Here is a 22,072-nt window from a genome sequence, read left to right as displayed (position 1 = left end):
CAATCACCTATGGCCTTACGCCAAACGCGCGATTATACCCGTAAATTTGCGGCGATAAAACTGCCAAATAGCCGCTTTATGCCGCGAAAGAAACCGATAAATGAGTTTTCAAACTGTCGCAATCACAGAAAAGGGCTGATATCCCCCGCTCCTTCACGCAAAATTTCGGCGCCATCTTCGGACATATCGATCACTGTGGTCGGCTTTTCGCCTAAATAACCGCCGTGGATAATCACATCCACTTGATGTTCGAGCAGATCGCGAATGTGCTCGGGATCCGACTCGGCAAATTCCGCATTCGGCATCACTAAGCTGGTTGACATCAGCGGCGCATCTAAGGCTTCGAGCAGTGCCAGCGCAATCACATTGTCGGGCACGCGAATACCTATGGTTTTTTTCTTATCATTTTGCAGCCGACGCGGCACTTCTTTGGTCGCTTTGAAAATGAAGGTATAAGGCCCAGGCGTGCAACTTTTTAGAATGCGATAGGCCTGATTATCCACTTTAGCGTAAGTCGCAAGCTCGGATAAATCGCGGCACATCAATGAAAAGTTATGATCGTTCTCGATTTGACGAATGCGCGCCATCCGCGTCATCGCGTCTTTCTCACCAATCAAGCAGCCTAAGGCATAGCCCGAATCGGTGGGATAAACAATCACACCGCCCGCTTTTAAGGCGGCAACGGCTTGACTGATAAGGCGTGTTTGCGGATTTACTTCATGTACATAAAAAAACTGACTCATGGTCGTTCCACCCAAGATCCTGACTGCCAGACCCAATCAATACCTTGGGGCTGATACAGATTTTTACCTAATTCTATCCAATTACTTGGAAAGTGAAAATCACTTCCTATCGATGCAAGCAACTGATTTTGAACGCTAAGAGCTGCAAGATTTGCCCTATCGTCCACCGTTTGCTGGCCGAGTACCACTTCCATGGCATCTCCACCCGCTTCTTTAAATTCGCGCACTAAACGCTTAAGCCACTTAGCCGATAACTTGTAACCGCTAGGGTGGGCTAAAACAGCTAATCCACCTGCGTTGTGGATCACTGCAATCGCGCTGGCCATATCGCCCCAATTATTGGGCACGTAACCGGTTTTACCGCGAGCCAGATAGCGTTTAAATACGCTTGGCATATCCACAGCATGGCCATTTTCCGCCATCCAACGGGCATAATGACCACGGCTTAAAGCCGCATCACCCGCCAATGCCTTGGCACCTTCGTAGGCACCTTCAATGCCCGCCTTAGCTAATCTATGACCAATTTCTTGGGCACGTAACTCGCGCAATTCGCGCTGGTTTTCTAAAAATGCTAATAGCGCTGGGTTATCGGCATCGAAATTCAACGCAACGATGTGAATATCATAACTGTTCCAGCGAGTCGATATTTCGACCCCTGAAATCAATTTAAGCGGGTTCGCCTGGGCCTGATTAAAGTGACGGGCCTCTGCTAAACCTGCAACCGTATCGTGATCGGTAATGGCAAATAATTGCACCCCCTTTTCAAGGGCTCTGGCCACCAATTCAGACGGCGTTAACTGACCATCGGACGCGGTCGTGTGGCTGTGTAAATCAGCCAATATGCTTTGAGTATTCATGGGGCTATTGTACGCGAATTTGTTAAGAAATGTGCAGTTATCTCGCACTTTATGCCAAGGATTGCCGATTTAACCTAAGGATTTTTGACCACAAATGATCTAATTTGAAAAATATTCAATTGACATTATTGCTCGGCTCATGTTTTCTATAGGTCCATTAACGAATTAGCGAGACCCTTTTGAATGACCCACATTAACGCTTCATTAAACATCATTTGGTGGTGGCACTTCCCAACGTAGCGGGTGGTGTGAAGCTCTGTGCTCATTTGAAAGTGACCAGAATCAACAAGAAGCCCGCAGAAATGCGGGCTTTTTTGTTAGGTGCGAAAAATGTCGGCAAACTCGGGTAAAAAGTTAAGAAAGCGAGATAACTCATGATGTTAAAGACATTTAATCAGGTAGCTGGAGTATGAACATGCCCAAACAGACATTCGCACGCTCAAGCACGCTCAAGGCGGCATTAACCTACCACAGCGACCCATTGCGCTTATATCAGCACATCACCCAAGATGCGCCCCATACTATGTTGCTCGAATCGGCCGAAATCGACAGTAAAGATCACGTAAAAAGCATGGTAATGACCCATGCCGCCATGATGATCCGCTGCGATAGTTACCAACTGACCTTCACCGCACTGACCGACAATGGCGCGAGCTTACTCGCCCCTATCGCACGGTTTTTCAGCGCAGCGGCCAGTGTTGCCTGTGATAACTTAACCTTAGTGGTGACGCTGCAAAAAGACACTCAGTTGCAGGATGAAGATGCACGCTTAAAATCTACCTCGCCACTCGATGGCCTGCGGATGTTTATCCAGCAAATTGATTGTGGCGCTCATACTGACGGCCAAACTAAACCCGCCGTTGAGGATCTGTTTTTAGGTGGCGTACTAGCCTACGACTTGATTGATACCGTTGAGCCGCTGCCTGCCGCACCAAATCGCGATAACGATTGTCCAGATTACTTATTCTACCTCGCCGAAACCTTAATCCTGATTGACCATAAGCTGAAACAAGCCAACATTATTACCCATAACTTCAGCCTTGATTCGGATCACTGTGCCACTGTCACTACCGCGCTAAGTGAGCGGGTACAAAGTTTAACCGCAGAGTGTCAAACCCTCGGTAATTCACCTGCTGATATTCCGACACTGGTCGCCATCGACGCGACTGAGCGAGTCAATATTTCCGATGAGGAGTTCAAACAAACCGTTATCGATTTGAAAGAACACATTATTGCGGGGGATATTTTCCAAGTAGTGCCATCCCGTAGCTTTAGTTTGCCTTGCCCGAATACCTTAGGCGCTTATCGTGCTCTGCGCCTGACAAACCCAAGCCCTTACATGTTTTATTTTAGGGGCCATGATTTCACCCTGTTTGGCGCCTCGCCAGAAAGTGCGCTCAAATTTGATGCCAGCAGTAATCAAGTCGAAGTCTACCCGATTGCCGGCACTCGTAAGCGTGGCAAAACCGCCACGGGTGAGATTGATTTTGACTTAGATAGCCGTATCGAACTTGAACTGCGCTTAGATAAAAAAGAACTGTCGGAACACTTAATGCTGGTCGATTTAGCGCGCAACGATATCGCCCGCATCAGCCAAAGCGGCAGCCGTAAAGTCGCTGAATTATTAAAAGTGGACCGTTATTCCCACGTGATGCACCTCGTTAGTCGCGTGACGGGGCAACTGCGCCAGGACTTAGATGCCCTGCATGCTTATCAGGCCTGTATGAATATGGGCACATTAGTGGGCGCTCCAAAAGTACGCGCATCACAACTGGTACGCCAAGCGGAAAAAGCCCGCCGCGGCAGCTACGGCGGCGCAGTGGGTTACCTTAACGCCCTTGGGGATATGGACACTTGCATCGTTATTCGCTCCGCCTTTGTTAAAAATGGCACCGCCTTTATTCAAGCGGGCGCGGGCGTGGTATTTGATTCTGATCCCCAAAGCGAGGCTGACGAAACCCGTCAAAAAGCCCAAGCCGTGATTTCGGCCATCAAGATGGGCGCTGGACTACCAGTAAATCAAAACCTCAACATACCGCAATAATAGGAGCCAAATATGAAACTCTATCTACTCGATAACTTTGACTCCTTTACCTACAACCTAGTGGATCAATTTCGCAGCCTAGGTTGTGAAGTGGTGATTTATCGCAACGATGTTGCCGCCGACTATATCGCGGAAAAACTGCTTAATGAACAAGAACCCGCAGCGCTGGTGTTATCACCCGGTCCTGGCGCGCCCCATGAGGCGGGCTCTATGATGGCGCTTATCGCCAAAGTCGCAGGTAAAGTCCCTATGCTAGGGATCTGCCTTGGACATCAAGCCATGGTGGAATATTACGGCGGCACAGTGGCGCGCGCGCCCTTTGTGGTGCACGGCAAGGCAAGCCCGACTTTCCATGATGGCACTGGCGTATTTGCCGGTTTGCCCTCTCCCCTGCCCGTTGCCCGTTATCACAGCCTCGTCGCCACTCACGTGCCTGATTGCCTGCAAGTGATCGCAACGACTGACACTATGCCGATGGCGATTTTGCACCCTGAGCACAGAGCCGTTGGCTTTCAGTTCCACCCAGAATCGATTCTAACGACGTTGGGCAGCACACTGCTTATTCAAACTTTAGCCTTTCTTACCCAAGAAATGACAACAGGAGTAAGCGCATGAGTACCAATCCTACTCAGCCTTTACTCGACCTTTTATACCAAGGTAAAAGTTTAAGTCGCGAGCAAACCTTTGAAATTTTTAGCGCGTTAATTCGCGGTGAAATGAGTGAAGCCACAATGGCGGGCATGTTAGTCGCGCTGAAAATACGCGGCGAGACCATAGATGAGATCAGCGGCGCCGCCGATGCGATGCGCGCCGCCGCCAAGACTTTTCCCTACACGAGTGGCGATAGCCTTAGCAATGGCATCGTTGACATCGTTGGCACAGGTGGCGATGGTTTTAATACCATTAACATTTCCACCACTGCGGCCTTTGTGGCCGCGGCGGCGGGCGCTAAGGTCGCCAAACACGGCAATCGTAGCGTGTCGAGTAAATCGGGCTCATCGGATCTATTGGCGCAATTTGGCATCGACTTAACCATGTCACCAGACACCGCCAGTCGTTGCCTCGACGCATTGAACCTGTGCTTTTTGTTTGCGCCCCACTACCACGGCGGAGTAAAACATGCGGGGCCAGTCAGGCAAGCTCTGAAAACACGCACCTTATTCAATGTGTTAGGGCCGCTTATCAATCCTGCCCGCCCCGAGTTTATGTTGCTTGGTGTGTACAGCCCAGAGTTAGTCTTACCGATAGCGAAAGTATTAAAGGCGCTTGGCACAAAACGCGCTATGGTAGTGCACGGTAGCGGTTTAGATGAAATCGCACTGCACGGCAACACCCAAGTGGCCGAGTTAAAAGACGGCGATATCATAGAATATCAGCTCACGCCCGCCGATTTAGGCGTGCCTTTAGCGCAAATAACGGACTTAGAAGGGGGCGAACCCGCCAAGAATGCCTTGATCACCGAGGCAATTTTAAAAGGTTACGGCACGGATGCACACACTAATGCGGTCGCCATCAATGCCGGTTGTGCTTTGTATGTGTGTGGGATTGCGGATTCAGTCAAAGCAGGAACCTTACTGGCGCTCGCAACCATTCAAAGCGGTAAAGCCTTTGAATTGTTAAGCCAATTAGCTAAAGTCAGCAGTGAAACCAAGGAATAAGTGGCCATGACTCAAGAACCGATAACAGCTAGCCAAGATATGAGAACTCAGCCACAGGCGCAAACTAACCCTATGCCAAAAAGTAATGTGTTAACCCGTATAGTCGATACCAAAGCGGCCCATATTGCCGCCCTGAAACTGCGTTTCCCTGAGGCAAGCTTATCGCCAAAAATCTCTGACCGCAGTTTATTTGCCGCACTCAAGGCGCCTAAGGCGGGTTACATTTTAGAATGTAAAAAAGCCAGCCCCTCGAAAGGGCTTATTCGCGATGTGTTTAATGTGGAAGCCATTGCCGATATTTATGGCAAATATGCGGCGGGTATTTCGGTATTAACCGACGAGCAATTCTTCCAAGGGGATATGGACTATATCCCTAAGGTGCGCGCTCGGGTGAACCAACCTATTCTGTGTAAAGATTTTTTTGTCGACGAATACCAAATCAAACTCGCCGCCCACCAAGGCGCCGATGCGATTCTGTTAATGCTATCCGTACTGGATGATGAACAATATCAAGGTCTAGTGAAAGAAGCCGCTAAGTATCGTCTCGATGTACTGACCGAAGTCAGTAACGAAGAGGAACTTAAACGCGCCATCGCATTAGATGCGCCAATTATCGGGATCAATAACCGTAACTTAAGGGATTTGAGTACCGATCTCGCCACCACAGAAGCGCTTGCGCCACACATTGGTAGTGACCGCGTGGTGATCAGCGAATCAGGCATCTACACCAATGAGCAAGTACGCCGCCTGAGTCCACTGGTTGATGGTTTCCTCGTTGGCAGCTCGATTATGGCCGAGTCTGATATAGACCTCGCCTGCCGTAAATTGATCTTCGGTCACAATAAAGTCTGCGGCCTCACCCGTGTGGAAGATATTCGCGCCGCGGCAACCGCAGGCGCCGTCTATGGCGGGCTGATTTTTGCTGAAAAATCCCCGCGCGCCTTAACCCTTAATGCCGCTGAACAATTGCTCAGGGAATATCGCGCATCCGCAGCCCCCGCCATTGAGTTCGTCGGCGTATTTGTTAATACCGCGCCAGAAACCATTTGTGATATCGCCGCCCGTTTGCAGTTAGCTGCGGTGCAGCTCCACGGCGCGGAAACAGAACTTGAAATTGCAGAGCTCGCAGAGCGACTTAAGCAAGCAGGACTCACCACTCAAATTTGGAAAGCCGTCAGCGTCGATGCACAAACGGGGGAAATGGGTAACTTACCTCAGGGAGCATCGCGATATCTGTTTGATAGTAAAACGGCAGACCAATTTGGCGGCTCGGGCCAAGCCTTTAATTGGCAAAATATTAATGTGAAGTCCTTAGGCCAGCAAAAGGCCCATGCCATGTTGGCGGGTGGACTCAATCCAGACAATGCGGCCAGTGCCAATGCCCAAGGATTTTACGGATTAGATTTTAATTCTGGCCTAGAAACCGCCGCAGGGATTAAATCGGCGCAACTGATCCAAACGGCTTTTGCCAATTTACGCTTCTAAATGGCGAGATAAAACATTCATATCTGTGGCTCAGCTAAAGCAATGCATTTAAACATGTTTGAGCGTAAAGCCATTGATAAACAGATTGATAAGATAAGGAACACGGTATGACCAAGCTAAAGCTTAACCCTTATTTCGGCGAATATGGCGGCATGTATGTGCCACAGATTTTAGTGCCAGCCCTTAAGCAATTAGAAACTGCCTTTGTGGAAGCCCAAGATGATGACGACTTTAAAACCGAATTTACCGATTTACTAAAAAACTACGCGGGTCGGCCAACGGCGCTCACCTTAACCCGCAATTTAAGCCCAAACCCTATGGTGAAAATCTACCTTAAACGGGAAGATTTACTCCACGGCGGCGCCCATAAAACTAACCAAGTATTAGGCCAAGCCTTGCTGGCTAAGCGCATGGGTAAAAAGGAAATTATTGCCGAAACTGGCGCAGGGCAACACGGCGTTGCCACCGCCCTTGCCTGCGCGCTATTAGGCTTAAAATGTAAAGTCTATATGGGCGCGAAAGATGTTGCGCGCCAATCACCTAACGTATTTAGAATGCGTTTGATGGGCGCAGAAGTCATTCCTGTCACCTCAGGTTCTGCCACCCTAAAAGATGCCTGCAACGAGGCGATGCGCGACTGGTCTGGCAGCTACGAAAAGGCCCACTATTTACTTGGTACAGCCGCGGGGCCACATCCGTTCCCAACAATCGTGCGTGAATTCCAACGTATTATTGGCGAAGAAACCAAGAAGCAAATGCTGGAACGTGAAGGTCGCCTGCCCGATGCCGTTATCGCCTGTGTGGGTGGCGGCTCTAACGCTATCGGCATGTTTGCTGACTTTATTGACGAGCCAAGTGTCGAACTGATTGGCGTCGAACCTGCGGGTAAAGGCATAGACACGCCAATGCACGGCGCGCCGCTCAAACACGGTAAGACAGGTATTTTCTTCGGCATGAAAGCGCCTTTGATGCAAGACAGCGAAGGGCAAATCGAAGAATCTTACTCGATTTCAGCCGGATTGGACTTCCCCTCCGTTGGCCCGCAGCACGCGCACCTCAATGCAACAGGCCGCGCCCGTTATGAATCGGCTACCGATGATGAAGCCTTAGAAGCCTTCCAACAACTGGCGCGCTGCGAAGGCATTATTCCCGCATTGGAATCGGCCCATGCCCTCGCCTATGCCGTCAAAATGGCGCGCGAGTGCACTAAGGAAACCATTTTAGTGGTCAATCTTTCCGGTCGTGGCGACAAAGATATTTTCACCGTTTCTGACATTTTGAATGGTAAAGAGGAATAATAAGCATGAGTGACACGTCTACCAACACTGGCCGATACCAAGCCACCTTTACCAAACTCAAGGCAGAAGGTCGTGGCGCTTTTGTCCCCTTCGTCACCCTTGGCGATCCTAGCCCTGAGTTATCACTAAAAATTATCGATACCTTAGTGCAAAACGGCGCAGATGCCTTAGAACTGGGCTTTCCGTTTTCCGATCCCTTGGCCGATGGCCCTGTGATCCAAGGCGCTAACCTGCGTTCTTTAGCCGCGGGCACGACTCCAACGGCGTGTTTTGAATTGCTTGCCCAAGTGCGTGCCAAATACCCTGAACTGCCAATCGGTTTGCTGCTGTATGCAAACTTAGTTTTTGCTAACGGCATAGATGCGTTTTACGCCAAAGCGCAGCACGCGGGTGTGGATTCAGTACTTATCGCCGATGTGCCTGTGGAAGAATCCGCGCCCTTTAGCGAGGCCGCTAAAGCCCATGGTATTGCACCCATTTTTATCGCGCCGCCCAATGCCGACAGTGAAACCCTTGAGCAAGTGAGTAAAAGCGGTGAAGGTTACACTTACCTGTTATCCCGCGCAGGGGTCACAGGCACAGACACTAAAGCTGGCGTGCCGGTAGAGGAAATTTTATCTCAGTTAAAGACTTTTAACGCGCCGCCACCGCTCCTCGGTTTTGGTATTGCCGAGCCTTCACAGGTGAGCGAGGCCATCAAAGCGGGCGCTGCGGGGGCGATTTCAGGCTCTGCTGTCGTAAAAATCATCGAAACCCACCAGCACGATGAAGCTAAGCTACTTGCAACGCTCGGGGAATTTACTCACGCAATGAAGGCGGCAACCTAAACTAACTGTGTATTTATTTAGTCACAGTTCCTCGGTAGCATGGACGCATCAACAATAAAACGGACTTTTTATGCAGTATCGGATCTATATTCTCGAACTCACACCATGGGGCTGTGGATTTGAAGGGGAAGTAGCCGCAAAATGCGACAATGGCGCGCCCATTTGGTTTTACTACCAAGGCAGCGATCAGCAGGCAAAAGCGCGCTTTCCCCTTAACCAATGGGTGACGGTCGAATTATTGGGTCGGCTGGCGAATGCGAGCCCTCAAGTTGACATCATTGAGCAAGCGCCACGTCAGCATATGCAGTTTCCGCTGCATAACTGCCACTTTGAAGCTTCAGGACAAATCATCGACATCAGCCAAACACCCGAAGATACGATTTACCTGTTGCAATCAAACTTACAGATCCCCTTCGATAATGAACTGGGGAAATCCCCTATCTCACTCAGTGATTGGGTTAATGTGACGGGTGAACTTTGGGTAACAAATTGGATGAATTGAGTCGATAAAAGAAGGTATAGTGCTAGCCTTTAGCCAATCATTCGCCTGATACATTTCCATTAGAGGATCCGATGACCGTTTCTAAATCTTTACCCGATAACAAACCTCGTACTTTTTTGGGCACCCCAAAATTACCGGCCAAGTATGCCACTGTGGTTATGCCCTTTTTTCTTTCTATTCTCATGAGTTGTATCGTTTCTGGGATCAGCACTTTCAATGGCGTTGGCGCTTCAGCGCAATTTATCGAACTCTGGCTCGGCGCTTGGCTGATCTCATGGATTGTTGCCTTTCCGACATTGCTGATGGTGTTACCTTTAGTACGTAAACTCACCGCCGCCTTTGTCGAACTCCCTTAGTATTGGCAGATATTTATTCATCCTGTTTATGAATTAAAACCGAAAACCGTCGTTAAAAACGGTTTTCAACAGGTCAATTAACATGACACATCAGCTTTCCACTCTGCGTGAAACCATACTAACGCCCTAATGACCCTTTATTTAGTGCCGTTTTTAAACAACAAAATATCATCGTCCTCTCATCGAAAGTTCAATATCTAGAGATTTACAGTCGATTTACACTGACCTCATTTTGTCACTATCACCTCTCATTTAGGGCGTATTCAATGTCAATTCAACGGGTCGAGCTGAATGGGTATTTAGACCTAAAAATAAATTAATAGACTGTTTTACAAAGTAATTCATAACATCATTCCACAAAAAACGTCTCTCTTGCCAACGACAATAGTCACCAAACATTGTCACAGCCATACAAAATACAATTCTTTTTTATATCCGCTAAAAGTATTAACCATTCCACGCACTCAAATGATAACGATTTGCATTTGTATTTTTCAAAGTGCTAATTTACCTATCCGTTATCATCCAAGATAACCGTAGCAGGAAGATATAGCTGAAAACGCTATTAGCGAGATAAATGGATTGCCAAATCAGTTATGGCAGAGATATCCACTAAATTCTCGCTTATCACTCGACTATCACAGGAAAAGTTCTACTTAGCACAATAGAACCAAAGGAGGCGTAAGTGACTACACTACAAAGGGAAATGGATCGCGAAATCTTTGATCTACTTGGCATAGGCATTGGTCCGTTCAATCTTGGCCTAGCCGCCCTATCAGAACCTATCGACGACTTTAACTGTTTATTTTTAGATGCTAAAACCAGCTTCGATTGGCATCCAGGCATGCTACTCAAATCCTCAAGACTGCAAACCCCCTTTATGTCGGATCTGGTGACTATGGCCGATCCCACCAGCCGTTACAGTTACCTTAATTTTGCCAAACAGACGGGTAGACTCTATCCCTTTTATATTCGAGAAAATTTCTTTTTACCCCGCCACGAATACAACTTGTACTGCCAATGGGTGAGCCAACAACTCAGTAACCTTAAATTTGGTTTTAAGGTCACTCAAGTCAATTACAACGCCGGTGAAGGGATTTATCGCGTCACTGGTTTTGATAGACGCAGTGGTAAAACCCATACCTATCAATGCCGAAAGCTAGTGTTAGGCACAGGAACAGAACCTTATCTGCCAAAGGATTGCCCAATCCAAGATGCACGGGTCATGCATACCGCCAGCTATATGCAGCAAAAAACCTACTTGCAGAGTCAGAATGCCATCACAGTGATTGGCAGTGGCCAAAGTGCGGCAGAAGTGTTTTACGACCTACTGCAAGACATTGATACCTATGGCTATCAACTCAATTGGATGACGCGATCACCACGTTTTTACCCCTTGGAATATACCAAGCTTACTTTAGAGATGACTTCGCCGGATTATGTCGATTACTTCCACGAGTTGCTCCCACATCAAAGATGCTCACTGATCGCCAGCCAGAAACAGCTCTACAAAGGGATAAATACTGAGCTTATCAACGACATTTACGACTTGTTATACCAAAAGCGCCTATTGGCCGATTTTCAATGCCAACTGATGACAAATGCGGCGCTGACTCATATCGAGCCCCAAGCCAATAGGCTCAAGTTGCATTTCCACCACAATGAAAAAAATCACACTTTTGAGCAAGAAACGGGCGCCGTCATTTTAGGCACAGGCTACCACTATCGTTTACCCGAGTTTATCAATGGTATTAAGCAACAAGTCGAATTCGATGACGCCGGACAACTTAGCGTGCAGCGCGACTACAGCATAGATATTCGTGGGGATATTTTTGTCCAGAATGTCGGTTTGCATACCCATGGGATAAGTTCACCGGATCTGGGTATGGGCTGTTATCGCAACGGTATTATCTTAAAGGCCGTGCTTGGTTATGCGCCCTACCATATTGAAGAACATATCGCCTTTCAAACCTTCGATCCTTCTAAATTATCCAGTCATCAGCCCTGCGGCGCCAATGCAATCAATACATTGAATCTTAATCCTAAAAACTTCACTAAGGTCTCAGATCACACAAATACTGCTGATGCGCCTCAAAGTCTGTACCCAACCCAAATGCCGACTTCAAGTATTAGTGCAGGCACGAGTTCAGGTGCGGGGCCCCATATGTCAGTCTTGATGGCGCCGAATAAGGAGGCGCAATAATGGCGAGTCAATTTAGTGACCATTGTTTAACGCGGCTAGATTTAACACAGCTATCGGCTATTACAAGCATCAATGATTTCCAGTTCAGAGCGTTAGATCTTAAGCAAGACACACCAACACTGCCGTCTTGGTTTAACCAAGAGTATGCGCAGTTTTGGGGTATGCAAGGCTTGAGTCTCGCCGCCATAGAGAACCTTATGGCAGCCACGCAGCACAAGTTTGCCTTGATAGGTGAATGGCAGGGCAAAGCGCTATTTATGGTGGAACTCTACGATCCCGCCCACGATGAAGTCGGCCACCACTATCCTGTTGCGCCGGGGGATTGCGGTATGCACTTAATTATTGCGCCGCCCGATGGCTGCCCAATCAGCGGCTTATCTTTCAAAGTGATGGATGCGATAGCTAAGCTTGTGCTTGAAAAATTGGCCTTTAACCGCCTTGTGGTTGAACCCGATCAACTCAATGGCAAAATTCATCGCTTAAATAGCCGAGTGGGCATTCGCTATGAAAAAGCGATTCAATTAAGTACTAAAGCCGCTTACCTCGGATTTTGCACTGCGGCCGATCGCCAGCTGGCATCAAACCCGCCCTCTTCGACGGGCTTAGCCCAGACAAGCTCATTGCTGCCAAGCTCGTTCAAAGCACCCGCAACCTCTCCCATAACATTATCGATTCTTTAGGTGAATTAGATGAACTTACCCACAAAAGCCTTATTAATAAATCCATTGCCAACGCAAGATCATCATGATCAATCAGTACATGCTCAACAAGGCCCAGCGCTATCGTCAACCTCGACGTCTATGCCAGAGCATTTAACCCCCGCCTATTGGCAAGCGGCGAATCGGCATTTAGTGAAGAAAATCCTCTGCGAATTCACCCATGAGAAGCTCATCACACCGACTCTTTACGGGCAAAAAGCGGGGCTTAATCACTATGAACTGCGGCTCAAAGACAGCACTTACTATTTTAGTGCGCGGCACTATCAGCTCGATCATCTCGCGATTGATGCAGATTCCATCCGCGTTTCTAACGCGGGCAAAGAACAAACCCTCGATGCGATGTCGCTGATTATTTCCCTTAAAAATGACTTAGGGATCAGCGAAGCTTTACTGCCTACCTATTTAGAGGAAATCACTAGCACGCTTTATAGCAAGGCGTACAAGTTAGCGCATCAGGCAATCCCCGCCGCCACGCTGGCGCGAGCCGATTATCAGAGCATAGAAGCGGGTATGACTGAAGGCCATCCGGTGTTTATTGCCAATAACGGTCGGATTGGCTTCGATATGCAGGATTACCGTCAATTTGCGCCAGAAAGCGCGATGCCAATGCAGTTAGTCTGGCTTGGGGTGCGCAAGAGCAAAACCACGTTTGCCGCCCTCGAAAACTTGAGTCACGACGCGTTACTCAAGGAAGAGCTTGGCCAGCAGTTCACTGACTTCCAACAACGTCTTAAAACCCAGCAGCATGATCCACAGGACTTCTACTTTATGCCTGTGCATCCTTGGCAGTGGCGTGAAAAAATCGCCCGTGTCTTTGCCGGCGACATAGCTCGTGGCGATCTGGTTTATCTTGGTGAAGGCAATGAGCAATACCAAGTGCAGCAATCGATACGCACTTTCTTCAATCTTGCATCGCCGCAAAAGTGCTACGTCAAAACCGCGCTTTCTATCCTAAATATGGGCTTTATGCGTGGTCTATCGCCCCTTTACATGAGCTGCACACCGCAAATTAATGCGTGGGTGGCGAACTTGGTTGAGAGCGATCCTTACTTTACTCAGCAAGGCTTTGTGATCCTAAAGGAAATTGCCGCCATAGGTTACCACCACCATTATTACGAACAGGCACTCACCCAAGATAGCGCCTACAAAAAAATGCTCTCGGCACTGTGGCGCGAAAGCCCACTGCCGCACATTGAGCCTAAGCAAAATCTGATGACCATGGCTGCCCTACTGCACACGGATCATGAAGATAAAGCGCTGATTGCAGCCTTAATTGCTGCCTCTGGCTTACCTGCAAAGGATTGGGTCAGTCGCTACTTAAACCTGTATTTATCGCCGCTGTTACATGCCTTTTTTGCCTACGATCTAGTCTTTATGCCCCATGGTGAAAACCTGATTTTAGTGCTCGATGAATATGTGCCAGTCAAGATTTTGATGAAAGACATAGGCGAAGAAGTCGCGGTACTCAATGGCGCTTCGCCGCTACCTGATGATGTCAAACGCCTGGCGGTAAGCCTTGAAGAAGAGATGAAGCTTAACTACATCTTACTGGATATTTTTGACTGTATTTTCCGCTATTTAGCACCGCTGCTCGATGAGCAAACCAGCGTCAGTGAAAGCCAATTCTGGGAATTAGTGGCGGACAATGTACGTGATTACCAAGCCCAGCATCCACATTTGGCCGCCAAATTTGCCCAATACGATCTGTTTAAGGACAGCTTTGTACGCACCTGCCTCAATCGTATCCAATTGAATAATAATCAACAAATGATAGATCTCGCCGACAGGGAGAAAAACCTGCGCTTCGCCGGTGGTATCGATAACCCCTTGGCGGCCTTTAGACAAAGCCATGCCTTTAAGCGCCCAAAGCTTGGCAGCGCTGAGCAAAAGACACGTTAACCCACCACAAAGTGGATAAACCCGAAATTTTAGCATGGGCCAATATTGGCCCAGCTTGTTTAACCCCAACCTAAATGGAATTAAAGATCAACATTATGAAGACTTTTCCTCTCTCCAACATCGCACTCGTCTGTCGGCAAGCCCTCGTTAACCCGAAGCTATTGCTGTGCTCAGCCATATTAGCCACGGTTCCCCATGCCACAGCGGACACTGTCGATGCGGATAATAAGACTAAAAAACACCAGAAAGAAATTGAAGTCATCAATGTCATTGGCGCTAAGGATTTACACGACAATCGCTATAAAACCCAAGCGATGAACACGGCAACTGGGCTCGATTTATCCTATCTAGAAACGCCGCAGTCGGTCACATCTATCACCCGCCAGATGATGAACGATCAACAGCTTAATAGCGTGATTGATGCCATGACCAGCGTTGCGGGGATCAATGCCCGCCCTATGGATAACGACAGATACAGTATTAGTGCCCGCGGCATTGCAGTGACCAGCATTTTGTACGATGGCGTACCCACCACCTACGACACCCGCTTTAACTATGGGGATAATCTGATCGACACTGCCATCTACGAGCGAGTAAAGGTGGTACGCGGCGCAACAGGTTTAATGACAGGTGCGGGTAATCCCTCGGCGGCCATTAACCTTATCCGTAAACGCCCGACTCAAGAGTTTATGGGCAACACATCCCTAAGTGTGGGCTCATGGAATAATGTGCGCGGTATGGTCGATGTTTCCAGCGGCTTAAATGATTCGGGTTCTGTGCGCGGTCGCGCGGTGGCCGCCTATCAGGATAAAGATTCGTTTCAAGACAGATACGAGCAGCAGCGCACTACGCTATACGGCATAGTCGAAACAGATATTGGCGATAGCACCTTATTCACCCTAGGGGTCGATTACCAAGATGCCACACCGAGCGGCACTATGTCGGGCGGCTTACCGCTATTTTACAGCGATGGCAGTCGCACTAATTATGATCGCGCCACTTCAACGGCGCCTGATTGGGGCTCGGCGCATACCCAAGGCCTCAATACCTTTGCCAGTCTAGAACACAGATTAGATAACGGTTGGAACCTAAAAGGCACTTACACCTATGGCGACAACTCGTTGGAGTTCGATGTGCTATGGGCCACGGGCTATCCCGATCCTGTAACGAATATAGGCGCAACAGCAGGCTCTATCGCCTATGTCGACGGTAGTCGCACCCAACACAATGTGGATTTGCGCGCCGAAGGACAATACCAACTCTTTGGATTAGAACATCAATTGATGTTTGGCTGGAATGGCCAACGCCAAGAGTTCGCCAATCCCTACTATTATCCCACTGCGGCAGTACCACCACTGGGAGATTTTCGCGATCCGAACTTCCAATATCCAAAACCTCAGTGGAAAGAAACCTATACCACAGGTTCATTTGGCGAAACCAAACAGAGCGCTGCCTATGTGGCGACTCAGCTTAATCTCAGCGACGCCTTAGCCGTCCTCGTTGGATTACGCCTCAATGAGTGGGAAACCGACCAAGATAACTTTGGCAGTCTTTACGATTTCAGTATCAGCAACGAACTCACCACTTACTTCGGCCTCACCTACGCCCTCACCGAGCAATATTCGCTCTACGCCAGTTATACGGATATTTTTGCACCACAAACTAAACAAAGAATCGATAAAAGCTACCTAGATCCAGTCAAAGGGAAAAACTACGAAGGCGGGATTAAGGCGAGCCTGTTTGATGAGGCTTTAGATATGTCACTATCAGTATTTGAGATCAGACAAGACAATGTCGGAGTCAGCACTGGTGATGTGATCCCAGGAACAACAACGCAAGTGTATGAAGGCGTAAACGGAACAAAAACACAGGGATTTGAGTTTGAATCCACAGGTAAAATCACTGATGACTGGAATCTTTACTTAGGCTACACCCAGTTCACTAGCGAAGATCCTGAGGGCAAACGCATCAATACCACTTCACCACGCCAGCAGTTAAAACTCTTCACCACTTATACCTTTGGCGGTGATTGGCATAAGTTGCAAATGGGAGCAGGGGTTAACTGGCAGAGCCGAGTCTACCAAACGGTTAATTCGCCACTTGGCAAAGTCGAAGTAGAGCAAGGCTCTTACGCACTAGCGAGTCTAATGGCGAGTTATGCCTTTACCGAGCAACTTAAGCTCAGCGCAAACCTGAACAACGCCTTAGATAAAAGCTACTACAGCCAAGTCGGTCAATATAGCCAGTTCCAATACGGTACGCCGCGAAGTGCCAGCTTAACCTTGGACTATCGCTTCTAAGTCAGACTTTTATTGAGATAGTTAGAAAACCTTGTGAGCCCACGTCATGGGCTCACAAGGTCCTCATTTATATTGGATTTAGCAATAACAGCGGGAACCAATCACAATCCTATAAGGAGTGACAATGGCAAGCCAACGGAGAGACAGCAGACTGCAACCATTGCGCGATACCTCGCCAAGCCAAGACGCATTGAATCAAACCATGTTGACGCTCAATCAGTTGTTACATAAGCGAGCGCCCTTCTATAGCGAGTACTTTAGTGCAACTCAGTCACCCACAGGGCTCAGTTTCGATGAATGGAGCAGCGCCGATACCTATCAAACACTGCTAACGCGTTTTGCCATCGCACATCCTAGCGCCGAAACTCAGGCTGAAACCGAGGTTAGTAAAAGAGCGGTAACCAGCCGAGCGCCCGCTTTTTCCAGTAAAAGCGCTGTGGTCACTAAAAGCGCTGCGGCTAGTAAAAACGCTGTAGCCAGCAACAAAGACACTCGCAAAGCATTGCATTCACTCTGGGGCCAATGGTATTTCGGCCTCTTAGTTCCACCTATAATGGAATGGATTTTTAACGCCCCCAAAGCCACATTCGAGCCTATTCATTGGCAGCCACAATCCATTTTTATGCAAGTACACCCCAGTGGCAGAGTGGCAAAATTTGAATTTAACATAGTCAATCGTCAGCCAAATACCGCTGTGACGTTTAAAAAACATCATGGCATCGAGCTACTTTCCCAAATAAACACTAAGCCGAGTATCAATACAGACACTAAGGCACACTCACCATTAAGCCCCTATAAGCCGACATTTAATAAAGAACTCCTTCTACAAGGACTTATCTTAAACTTACTGCAACCGAGTGTTGAGCGCCTGCTCACCCTAAGCCCTGTGCCCGCCAAGTTATATTGGAGCCACTTAGGCTATCTTATTCACTGGTATCTTGGGGAGTTAGGATTATCTCAGCAACAAAGCCAGCAACTGAAACAAGCCCTGTTTCGTCAGCCGACCTTTCAAGATGGCCGCACAAATCCGCTGTATAACAGCATTAACTTGCTTATCGAACCAGAGCAAAGCAGTGCAAATTCGAGCAAAGACTCAAGCGTAAAAACGAGCTCAAAATCGAGTCCCAAAATCCACTGCATTCGCCGTACCTGCTGTTTAAGGTATCAACTCGCCAATACGGGCCAATGCCAGGATTGCCCTCTTATGCAACGCACCAAAGAAAAAATGCGGGCTTAGCAATTTGGAACCACTACTTAACATCAAGATTAGACGGGTTTCACGGGCAAGATCGCAATCGATGCCTATGATGGCTTTTTCCCTCTAGTCTCGCGTGCTACACTCAGGTCCACGTCTCTTTATCACGATTATTTATGAAACAACTGCTTGATTTTCTGCCACTCGTTATCTTTTTTGCCGTTTATAAATTTTTTGATATTTATATTGCCAGTGGTGCCTTGATCGCCGCAACGGCACTGCAATTGATCGTGACCTATGCGCTATACAAAAAGCTAGAGAAGATGCACCTGATCACCTTTGCCATGGTGACAGTGTTTGGTACTCTCACCTTAGTCTTCCACGACGATGCTTTTATTAAATGGAAAGTCACCATTATTTATGCTTTATTTGCCATAGCCTTAGCCGTTAGCCAAATTCTGAATAAGTCGATACTTAAGTCGATGTTAGGTAAAGAAATGCAAGTGGCGGACAATATTTGGGCCCATGTGACTTGGTATTGGGTGAGCTTTTTTGCCATCTGCGGCCTAGTGAATATCTACGTCGCCTTTAGCTTACCGTTAGAAACTTGGGTGAATTTTAAAGTGTTTGGCCTCACCGCCTTAACCTTACTCAATACTGTAATAACGGTATTTTACCTTTATAAACACCTTCCCGAAGATCAACGCAAGGAACTCAAATAATGTGGTATATGATTTCAGCTCAAGATGTTGAGAACAGTTTAGAAAAGCGTTTAGCCGCGCGCCCAGCACACCTCGCACGCTTACAAGAATTGGCCGATGAAGGGCGTTTACTGGTTGCTGGCCCACATCCAGCTATCGACAGTGAAAATCCTGGCGATGCAGGCTTTAGTGGCTCATTAGTGGTGGCGGATTTTGATTCTCTAGCGACCGCCCAAGCTTGGGCCGATGCGGATCCTTACTTTGCTGCGGGTGTTTACCACAGTGTTGTTGTTAAACCATTCAAACGAGTTCTGCCTTGATGAAAATCGTTTCTTTTAATATCAATGGGCTACGCTCTCGTTTGCACCAACTGCAAGCCTTGATCGACAGCCATCAGCCCGATATTATCGGCCTACAAGAAACCAAAGTGCACGATGAGGCATTCCCATTAGCCGAAGTCGAAGCTATGGGATATCAGGTACATTACCATGGCGGCAAAGCCCACTATGGTGTAGCTATGCTGTCAAAGGTCGCGCCAGAGAAACTGCAAAAGGGTTTTCCAAGCGATGATGAAGATGCCCAGCGCCGGATGATTATCGGCACATTTGCCCAAGCCAATGGCCGTCCATTGACCGTATTTAACGGCTATTTTCCCCAGGGCGAAAGCATAGATCACCCAACAAAATATCCTGCTAAACGTAAGTTTTATCAGGATTTAATGCACTACTTGCAGACATACCATAGCAATGACGAAGATATCGCCATCATAGGTGATATCAATATTTCGCCGACCGATTTAGATATAGGTATCGGCGAAGTGAATCGCAAGCGTTGGTTAAAAACCGGTAAGTGTAGCTTCCAACCTGAAGAGCGTGAATGGTTAAAAACCTTGCAGGATTGGGGCTTAATTGACACTTTCCGCCAATTACACCCAGACCGCACCGAGCGCTATTCATGGTTTGATTACCGCAGCAAAGGTTTCGATGACAACCGCGGCCTACGTATCGATGTGATTTTAGCGACGCCTTCACTGGCAGCGCGTTTAGTTGAATCCGATGTCGATTACGATCTGCGCGGCATAGATAAACCCTCAGACCACGCCCCCATCTGGAGCACGTTCAAAGAGGCTTAATCAGCTAAGGTTCGACCATCTTAGTAGATATAAAACATCGGCTTAGGCCGATGTTTTTGTTTGAGAGTGACTTAAGCAGAATGATATTGGCACAAGTAAGTTAAAAATGAACAGCATACATCGCAGAAAAGTTGTGAGCTTAGCTTCAGCCACAGGTTAATCGTGAGCCATGGCATTCACTCATCGACGCGGTGAATAGAAACCTAAGGGTTCTGAGCTTATGAACGAGAGCCATGGTCGTTCTCATGCATCCCTGCATTGCACGACATTCAGGCGTCCTGCCTATCAGATGGCGAACTGGCAGTTAAACAGGGACGTTGTTCAAGTCCATCCTTAGATCTCGACCGCTCCATCTGATGTGAAAGGATTCACAAATGCCGCGATGGCATGGACGCCAAAGAGCGGCCATAGGGCGGACGGTCGTCTCGCAAATCACCATGGCTCACCTGTTTAGCATCGGCGAAGCCTGTAAGTTTTAAATAAGTACTCAGCACGTTTCGGGACAAAATCGTGATAGCCCCTTTGCTCTAACTCGTCAGTTTCGGATTAAAATTTCTATGGATAACGCCCTGTTAACAGGCAAAAAATAGTTGGTTAAAATTAGCGACGAAGGAGCAAAACCAACTGTTTTTTATCCTTGTTTAACAGCTTGTTAGGTGAATTATGCGTAAGTAACTAAATTATTGTACCTTGCTAGAATATCAGGGTGTTTTCTTAGTCGCTCTTCTACATCAAATGAGTTCCACCAAACAATTGAATTCTGTTCCTTACGAGCTTTTTGCCTCTCGAGCATTTCCGTTAGATCTCTAGTTATTTGAGTGCTTACTACTAGCATATAACCATCGGGTCGATAGTCGAAAATGGTATTAGCTACATCAACATCAGCTTTACCAACAGACGACTTCTTGGATGTACTTAGATTCGTTTTACATTGAACAATCATTTTTCCGATTTGTATAGAACTTACATCTTTCGATACTTGGTACTCGTTGTGTAACATATTGTATTCACATATTAGATCGCGACCATTATCCCCCTGATTAGTTGGAGCTACTTTTTTGACAGAAAAAACCCAAGCTTCTCTGTTCAGAAGTTCAAGAATCAAATCTTCAAATTCAGCACTTTTCTTCCGGTCAGATATGTTCCACTCAAATTTCTGGCTACCAAAAAGTAATTCTATTTCATGTTGTTGCCGAGCCCTTATGAGCTCTTTTTCTGAATTGACGGAATCTAAACCACTATTCGTATACTTCATTACTACATGTGAGTCAGTAATAAATACCAAATGATTCTCTTGTGGTACAACTTCAATATTTGATGCATCACCGATGGATTCTAGAATTGTTTTTACAAAACACGTTTCTTCATGAGGGATTGTGTTATACATATCATTGTGAATCTCAATAGTTGATTCAACACCATCAATCTTACTAATTTTATTACTATTTTTAGTTATAAAGCCTTTCAAGGTTTTTGCTATGTGTGGACTTTTGCAAACAGAGAAGCCAGCTGAGAAACTTCTGAAATAAAGCCAGTCTGGGTTTTTACGGAGGTTTGATACATGAGATTCATTATCACCAATTGCTTTAACAATAGAGTTAACCCAAGATTGAAGTTCTGGTGAATCATACGAGAAGTCGTCTTCGTCTGAGTCATTTGCACCAAGTATGTCCCCTTGATACATATGAAAAATATAAAGATCAAACAATATCCCAAACAGAGAATCAAAGTCCTGCTTACTTTTTTTCCTTATTCGCTCATTCAGTGGCTGTGAAGGAAACCAATACATCCCATAAAGTTCATCATCTATTCCGCTAAACTCATTATGTTGCCCAAGAAAGCGAAAAGAGCCATGGCCATTGCATTTTGTAATCGTGGTTAAAACGGTTGGAATCATATCGTGAAGGTCGGTAACTTCTTCAATTCGCCTTTTACGCAGATAAAAATATGGCAACATTCGTTCATCATCAAGATCATGCAGGATGATATGCCAGAAAGGACAACACTCTAGGCCAATCTTTATATTTCCATCTTCAAATTTTTCAGCACTAAAACCTAGTTTTTCAATTTTAGTTATAAATTCTTCGATCATATTAACTGTTGTTTTTACATCCTCTGCATTCACTAGCAATCTCCTTTTGGGTCATTTATAA

19 protein-coding genes and 1 other annotated feature are annotated in these 22,072 nt (G+C 47.1%); of the genes, 16 read left to right on the top strand and 3 right to left on the bottom strand.

The genetic code is table 11. From position 1 onward, the window contains the following. Window positions 1–122 precede the first annotated feature (122 nt). Together MJO46_RS19720 and MJO46_RS19715 are read right to left on the bottom strand one after the other, a co-directional pair. Complete coding sequence (locus tag MJO46_RS19720) at window positions 123–743, bottom strand: L-threonylcarbamoyladenylate synthase (protein WP_253990787.1); 621 nt, start codon at window positions 741–743, stop codon at window positions 123–125. Then, entirely contained in the window at window positions 740–1,600 is an 861-nt protein-coding gene (locus MJO46_RS19715; RefSeq protein WP_253990786.1) for a PHP domain-containing protein, read from the bottom strand. The genes MJO46_RS19720 and MJO46_RS19715 overlap by 4 nt, the downstream gene beginning before the upstream one ends. Window positions 1,601–1,810: 210 nt before the next feature. After that, window positions 1,811–1,918: a sequence feature (Trp leader region), on the top strand. A 97-nt stretch (window positions 1,919–2,015) separates the two neighbouring features. Here MJO46_RS19715 and MJO46_RS19710 point away from each other — a divergent pair. The 16 genes from MJO46_RS19710 (at window position 2,016) to xthA (ending at window position 19,919) form a co-directional block, all read left to right on the top strand. Then, entirely contained in the window at window positions 2,016–3,644 is a 1,629-nt protein-coding gene (locus MJO46_RS19710; RefSeq protein WP_253990785.1) for an anthranilate synthase component 1, read from the top strand. A 12-nt stretch (window positions 3,645–3,656) separates the two neighbouring features. Further along, window positions 3,657–4,259, top strand: a complete 603-nt coding sequence (locus tag MJO46_RS19705; protein ID WP_253990784.1) for an aminodeoxychorismate/anthranilate synthase component II — start codon at window positions 3,657–3,659, stop codon at window positions 4,257–4,259. Then, a complete protein-coding gene (gene trpD / locus MJO46_RS19700) occupies window positions 4,256–5,302 on the top strand; it encodes an anthranilate phosphoribosyltransferase (protein WP_253990783.1) in 1,047 nt (348 codons plus the stop codon). Before MJO46_RS19705 ends, trpD begins: the two co-directional genes overlap by 4 nt. Window positions 5,303–5,308: 6 nt before the next feature. Then, window positions 5,309–6,787 carry a bifunctional indole-3-glycerol-phosphate synthase TrpC/phosphoribosylanthranilate isomerase TrpF gene (trpCF, locus tag MJO46_RS19695; RefSeq protein ID WP_253990782.1) on the top strand — a complete coding sequence of 493 codons (1,479 nt, stop codon included), beginning with the start codon at window positions 5,309–5,311 and terminating at the stop codon, window positions 6,785–6,787. A gap of 107 nt (window positions 6,788–6,894) precedes the next feature. Continuing rightward, a complete protein-coding gene (gene trpB, locus MJO46_RS19690; protein ID WP_253990781.1) occupies window positions 6,895–8,085 on the top strand; it encodes a tryptophan synthase subunit beta in 1,191 nt (396 codons plus the stop codon). Window positions 8,086–8,090: 5 nt separating this feature from the next. Then, the gene (gene trpA, locus MJO46_RS19685) at window positions 8,091–8,912 is read left to right on the top strand and encodes a tryptophan synthase subunit alpha (RefSeq protein ID WP_253990780.1); all 822 of its coding nucleotides are present in this window, start codon (window positions 8,091–8,093) and stop codon (window positions 8,910–8,912) included. 70 nt (window positions 8,913–8,982) lie between these two features. Further along, a complete protein-coding gene (locus MJO46_RS19680; protein ID WP_253990779.1) occupies window positions 8,983–9,414 on the top strand; it encodes a glycerate kinase in 432 nt (143 codons plus the stop codon). Window positions 9,415–9,485: 71 nt separating this feature from the next. Beyond that, the gene (locus tag MJO46_RS19675) at window positions 9,486–9,770 is read left to right on the top strand and encodes a DUF2798 domain-containing protein (protein ID WP_253990778.1); all 285 of its coding nucleotides are present in this window, start codon (window positions 9,486–9,488) and stop codon (window positions 9,768–9,770) included. A 685-nt stretch (window positions 9,771–10,455) separates the two neighbouring features. Continuing rightward, a complete protein-coding gene (locus tag MJO46_RS19670) occupies window positions 10,456–11,973 on the top strand; it encodes a SidA/IucD/PvdA family monooxygenase (RefSeq protein WP_253990777.1) in 1,518 nt (505 codons plus the stop codon). Next, complete coding sequence (locus MJO46_RS19665; RefSeq protein WP_253990776.1) at window positions 11,973–12,653, top strand: GNAT family N-acetyltransferase; 681 nt, start codon at window positions 11,973–11,975, stop codon at window positions 12,651–12,653. Before MJO46_RS19670 ends, MJO46_RS19665 begins: the two co-directional genes overlap by 1 nt. Before the next feature lie 9 nt (window positions 12,654–12,662). Beyond that, window positions 12,663–14,591 carry an IucA/IucC family siderophore biosynthesis protein gene (locus tag MJO46_RS19660; RefSeq protein ID WP_253990775.1) on the top strand — a complete coding sequence of 643 codons (1,929 nt, stop codon included), beginning with the start codon at window positions 12,663–12,665 and terminating at the stop codon, window positions 14,589–14,591. 74 nt (window positions 14,592–14,665) lie between these two features. Then, window positions 14,666–16,891, top strand: coding sequence for a TonB-dependent siderophore receptor (locus MJO46_RS19655; protein ID WP_253990774.1), 2,226 nt, complete (start codon window positions 14,666–14,668; stop codon window positions 16,889–16,891). Window positions 16,892–17,015: 124 nt separating this feature from the next. Continuing rightward, a complete protein-coding gene (locus MJO46_RS19650) occupies window positions 17,016–18,128 on the top strand; it encodes an IucA/IucC family C-terminal-domain containing protein (RefSeq protein ID WP_253990773.1) in 1,113 nt (370 codons plus the stop codon). A 134-nt stretch (window positions 18,129–18,262) separates the two neighbouring features. Then, window positions 18,263–18,808 (top strand): septation protein A, encoded by a 546-nt coding sequence (locus MJO46_RS19645; RefSeq protein ID WP_198780374.1) that lies wholly within the window; start codon window positions 18,263–18,265, stop codon window positions 18,806–18,808. After that, the gene (locus tag MJO46_RS19640) at window positions 18,808–19,107 is read left to right on the top strand and encodes a YciI family protein (RefSeq protein ID WP_253990772.1); all 300 of its coding nucleotides are present in this window, start codon (window positions 18,808–18,810) and stop codon (window positions 19,105–19,107) included. The genes MJO46_RS19645 and MJO46_RS19640 overlap by 1 nt, the downstream gene beginning before the upstream one ends. Further along, window positions 19,107–19,919, top strand: coding sequence for an exodeoxyribonuclease III (gene xthA, locus MJO46_RS19635; protein WP_253990771.1), 813 nt, complete (start codon window positions 19,107–19,109; stop codon window positions 19,917–19,919). Before MJO46_RS19640 ends, xthA begins: the two co-directional genes overlap by 1 nt. Window positions 19,920–20,580: 661 nt before the next feature. Here xthA and MJO46_RS19630 read toward each other — a convergent pair. Next, window positions 20,581–22,044, bottom strand: coding sequence for a hypothetical protein (locus tag MJO46_RS19630; protein WP_253990770.1), 1,464 nt, complete (start codon window positions 22,042–22,044; stop codon window positions 20,581–20,583). Between the last annotated feature and the right edge of the window lie 28 nt (window positions 22,045–22,072).

Source organism: Shewanella sp. KJ2020 (assembly GCF_024197625.1).
In the GTDB taxonomy this organism is placed as follows: domain Bacteria; phylum Pseudomonadota; class Gammaproteobacteria; order Enterobacterales; family Shewanellaceae; genus Shewanella.
This window is presented reverse-complemented; position numbering and strand designations above follow the sequence as displayed.

Coding starts and splice junctions, on each gene's coding strand:
- MJO46_RS19720 (WP_253990787.1), bottom strand. CDS start 743: ATGAGTCAGTTTTTTTATGTACATGAAGTAAATCCGCAAACACGCCTT.
- MJO46_RS19715 (WP_253990786.1), bottom strand. CDS start 1,600: ATGAATACTCAAAGCATATTGGCTGATTTACACAGCCACACGACCGCG.
- MJO46_RS19710 (WP_253990785.1), top strand. CDS start 2,016: ATGCCCAAACAGACATTCGCACGCTCAAGCACGCTCAAGGCGGCATTA.
- MJO46_RS19705 (WP_253990784.1), top strand. CDS start 3,657: ATGAAACTCTATCTACTCGATAACTTTGACTCCTTTACCTACAACCTA.
- trpD (WP_253990783.1), top strand. CDS start 4,256: ATGAGTACCAATCCTACTCAGCCTTTACTCGACCTTTTATACCAAGGT.
- trpCF (WP_253990782.1), top strand. CDS start 5,309: ATGACTCAAGAACCGATAACAGCTAGCCAAGATATGAGAACTCAGCCA.
- trpB (WP_253990781.1), top strand. CDS start 6,895: ATGACCAAGCTAAAGCTTAACCCTTATTTCGGCGAATATGGCGGCATG.
- trpA (WP_253990780.1), top strand. CDS start 8,091: ATGAGTGACACGTCTACCAACACTGGCCGATACCAAGCCACCTTTACC.
- MJO46_RS19680 (WP_253990779.1), top strand. CDS start 8,983: ATGCAGTATCGGATCTATATTCTCGAACTCACACCATGGGGCTGTGGA.
- MJO46_RS19675 (WP_253990778.1), top strand. CDS start 9,486: ATGACCGTTTCTAAATCTTTACCCGATAACAAACCTCGTACTTTTTTG.
- MJO46_RS19665 (WP_253990776.1), top strand. CDS start 11,973: ATGGCGAGTCAATTTAGTGACCATTGTTTAACGCGGCTAGATTTAACA.
- MJO46_RS19660 (WP_253990775.1), top strand. CDS start 12,663: ATGAACTTACCCACAAAAGCCTTATTAATAAATCCATTGCCAACGCAA.
- MJO46_RS19655 (WP_253990774.1), top strand. CDS start 14,666: ATGGAATTAAAGATCAACATTATGAAGACTTTTCCTCTCTCCAACATC.
- MJO46_RS19650 (WP_253990773.1), top strand. CDS start 17,016: ATGGCAAGCCAACGGAGAGACAGCAGACTGCAACCATTGCGCGATACC.
- MJO46_RS19645 (WP_198780374.1), top strand. CDS start 18,263: ATGAAACAACTGCTTGATTTTCTGCCACTCGTTATCTTTTTTGCCGTT.
- MJO46_RS19640 (WP_253990772.1), top strand. CDS start 18,808: ATGTGGTATATGATTTCAGCTCAAGATGTTGAGAACAGTTTAGAAAAG.
- xthA (WP_253990771.1), top strand. CDS start 19,107: ATGAAAATCGTTTCTTTTAATATCAATGGGCTACGCTCTCGTTTGCAC.